This is a genomic window from Nocardioides sp., from assembly GCF_025965415.1.
Taxonomy (GTDB): domain Bacteria; phylum Actinomycetota; class Actinomycetes; order Propionibacteriales; family Nocardioidaceae; genus Nocardioides.
In genome coordinates, this window is sequence record NZ_JAOPWY010000080.1 from 1 (window position 1) to 3,030 (window position 3,030).

Annotated in this window: 4 protein-coding genes; 2 read left to right on the forward strand and 2 right to left on the reverse strand. The window is 68.5% G+C overall.

Features of this window, described 5'->3' with window-relative positions; genetic code table 11:
* Both JWN97_RS08285 and JWN97_RS08290 read left to right on the forward strand, forming a co-directional pair.
* Window positions 1-1,482, forward strand: a 1,482-nt coding sequence (locus JWN97_RS08285) for a thiamine pyrophosphate-dependent enzyme (RefSeq protein WP_297621218.1), incomplete at its 5' end; no start/stop codon positions are given.
* A gap of 15 nt (window positions 1,483-1,497) precedes the next feature.
* Complete coding sequence (locus tag JWN97_RS08290; RefSeq protein ID WP_297621220.1) at window positions 1,498-1,674, forward strand: DUF6104 family protein; 177 nt, start codon at window positions 1,498-1,500, stop codon at window positions 1,672-1,674.
* Here the strand turns inward: JWN97_RS08290 and JWN97_RS08295 are convergent.
* Both JWN97_RS08295 and JWN97_RS21205 read right to left on the reverse strand, forming a co-directional pair.
* Window positions 1,671-2,804: an acyl-CoA desaturase gene (locus JWN97_RS08295; RefSeq protein WP_297621222.1), complete on the reverse strand. Its 1,134-nt coding sequence runs from the start codon at window positions 2,802-2,804 to the stop codon at window positions 1,671-1,673. The two genes, JWN97_RS08290 and JWN97_RS08295, sit on opposite strands and share 4 nt — an antisense overlap.
* Before the next feature lie 63 nt (window positions 2,805-2,867).
* Window positions 2,868-3,011, reverse strand: coding sequence for a hypothetical protein (locus JWN97_RS21205; protein ID WP_363321267.1), 144 nt, complete (start codon window positions 3,009-3,011; stop codon window positions 2,868-2,870).
* Window positions 3,012-3,030 lie beyond the last annotated feature (19 nt).

A 3,030-nucleotide genomic window follows, 5' to 3' on the forward strand; every position in this document is an offset into this window, starting at 1 on the left:
AAGGACGTCGTCATCGACCTCGTCTGCTACCGCCGCCGCGGGCACAACGAGGGCGACGACCCGTCGTACACCCAGCCGCTGATGTACGACCTGATCGAGCAGAAGCGCTCGGTGCGCAAGCTCTACACCGAGTCCCTCATCGGCCGTGGCGACATCACGATCGAGGAGGCCGAGCAGGTCCTCAAGGACTACCAGCAGCAGCTGGAGCGGGTCTTCACCGAGGTGCGCGAGGCCAGCTCCGAGGCGCCCACCGAGTGGACCACCGTCCCCGACTACCCGGACAAGCCGGCGGGCGACTTCTCCACCGCGGTGAGCCCGGAGGTCCTCAAGCGGATCGCCGACAGTTACGTCACGCCGCCGGAGAACTTTACGGTCCACCCGAAGGTGATGCCGCAGCTGCAGCGCCGCGCGGCCGCGATCACCGACGGCCCCATCGACTGGGGCACCGGCGAGATCCTGGCCTTCGGCTCGCTGCTCATGGACGGCCGCCCGGTGCGGCTGGCCGGCCAGGACTCGCGCCGCGGCACGTTCGTGTCCCGCTTCGCGACGATCATCGACCGGGTCAACGCCGACGAGTGGACGCCGTTGACCAACCTCACCGAGGACCAGGCCAAGTTCCACGTCTACGACTCGCTGCTCTCGGAGTACGCCGCCCTCGGTTTCGAGTACGGCTACTCCGTGGCCCGCCCCGAGGCGCTCGTCCTCTGGGAGGCGCAGTTCGGCGACTTCGTCAACGGCGCGCAGACGGTCATCGACGAGTTCATCTCCGCGGGCCAGACCAAGTGGCGCCAGCAGTCGGGCGTCGTCCTGCTGCTCCCCCACGGCTACGAGGGCCAGGGGCCGGACCACAGCTCGGCCCGCATCGAGCGCTTCCTGACGATGTGCGCCGAGGACGCCATGGTGGTCGCCCAGCCGTCCACCCCGGCGTCGTACTTCCACCTGCTGCGCCGGCACTCGCTCGGCGAGGAGCACCGACCGCTCATCGTGTTCACCCCCAAGTCGATGCTCAAGCGCAAGGAGGCGGCCTCGCAGCCGGCCGACTTCGTGGGCGACACGACGTTCCGCCCCTTCATCGGTGACGCCGACGCGGACCCCGCGCAGGTCGAGACGCTGATCATGTGCTCGGGTCGCGTGACCTGGGACCTCATGGTCGAGCGCGCCAAGCGGGAGAACGGCGCGAAGTTCGCGATCGGGCGCATCGAGCGGCTCTACCCCAACCCGCTCGACGAGATCCGCGCCGAGGTCGCGAAGTACCCCCACCTCAAGGCGATCCGCTGGGTGCAGGACGAGCCGCGCAACATGGGCCCGTGGCCGCACTACCAGCTCACCGTCTGGCCCGAGCTGGGCCTGACGGTGGAGCCGATCACCCGCCCGTCGTCGGCGTCGCCGTCGGTGGGCACGGTGAAGCGCCACGTGGAGGAGCAGAAGACGCTCCTCGACGCGGCCTTCGAGACGCCCCGCAGCAGCGGCAACGACTACTGAGGCAGCCGGTCACCGATGTACTTCACCGACCGCGGGATCGAGGAGCTCGAGCGGCGCCGGGGTGACGAGGAGGTCACCCTGGCCTGGCTCGCCGAGCAGCTGCAGGCCTTCGTCGACGCGCATCCCGACTTCGAGACGCCGATCGAGCGGCTGGCCGTCTGGCTGGCCAGGCTCGACGACCCCGAGGACTAGGCCGCCAGCGGACGTGCGGCCACCGGCTCGGACGGCCGCGTGGTCGTGCGCCCCGGCAGCGCGAGGCGGCAGATCTTCCTCGCCACGCTGCTCAGCTGCCTGCGCAGCGGACCGGTCGTGTAGTCGATGCCGTACCGCTGGCAGATCTCCCGGACCTCGGGCGCGATCTGGGGGTAGCGCCTCGCGGGCAGGTCGGGGAACAGGTGGTGCTCGATCTGGTGGCTCAGGTTGCCCGACATGACGTGGAAGAGCCGACCGCCGGAGATGTTGGCCGAGCCGAGGACCTGCCGGTAGTACCAGTGACCGCGGGTCTCCTTGCCGTCGGCACCGTCCTCGCACTGCTCCTGGGTGAAGGTCTCGGCGCCGGCCGGGAAGTGGCCGCAGAAGATGATGTTGAACGCCCAGACGTTGCGGACCAGGTTGGCGGTCGCGTTGCCGGCAAGGGTGAGTGGGAAGAGTGGTCCGGTGAGCGCCGGGAACAGCACGTAGTCCTTGAGCGCCTGGCGCCGGACCTTGCGCATGATCCCCGCGTGCAGCGGCTTGTTCTCCTCCAGCGTGCGCGTGCCCCTGACGATGTTCTCGACCTCGAGGTCGTGCATCGCGACGCCCCACTCGAAGAAGACCATCAGCAGCAGGGCGTAGACCGGGTTGCCGAGGTAGTAGGGGTGCCACTTCTGGTCCTCGTCCATGCGGAGGATGCCGTAGCCGATGTCGCGGTCCTTGCCGAGGATGTTGGTGAACGTGTGGTGGATGTAGTTGTGGGAGTACTTCCACTGGTCGCTGGGGCACACGTTGTCCCACTCGTACATGCGCGAGTTCAGGCCCGGGTCACCCATCCAGTCGTACTGGCCGTGCATCACGTTGTGCCCGATCTCCATGTTGTCGAGGATCTTGGAGACGCTCAGGGCGGCTACGGCCAGGGGCCAGGCGGGCGGGAGGTACATCAGCGCCCGGCCGGCGACCTCGAACTGCCGCTGCTTCTTGACGATGCCGCGGATGTAGTTCGCGTCCTCCTCGCCGAGCTGGCCGATCAGCCGCTGACGGATCGCGTCCATCTCGTTGCCGAAGGCCTCGATCTGCTCGGGGGTCAGCTTGTTGTCGTTGGCACTGGTGGGGGTGGCGGTGCTCATGTCAGGGATGCCTTTCGTTGAAGGTGCTGGGGCAGGTCGCGGCGCGACCTGCTCGCGTACCGGTCAGAGATCGACGGAGCAGCTGCCCACGGGGGCGGAGACACAGATGCGGATCTCCTCGTCGGGCAGGGCGGACTCCTCGCCGGTGAGCACGTTGCGGACGGTGCCCTCGGTCTTGCGGGACGTGCAGGTCAGGCAGATGCCCATTCGGCAGCCGAACTCCGGG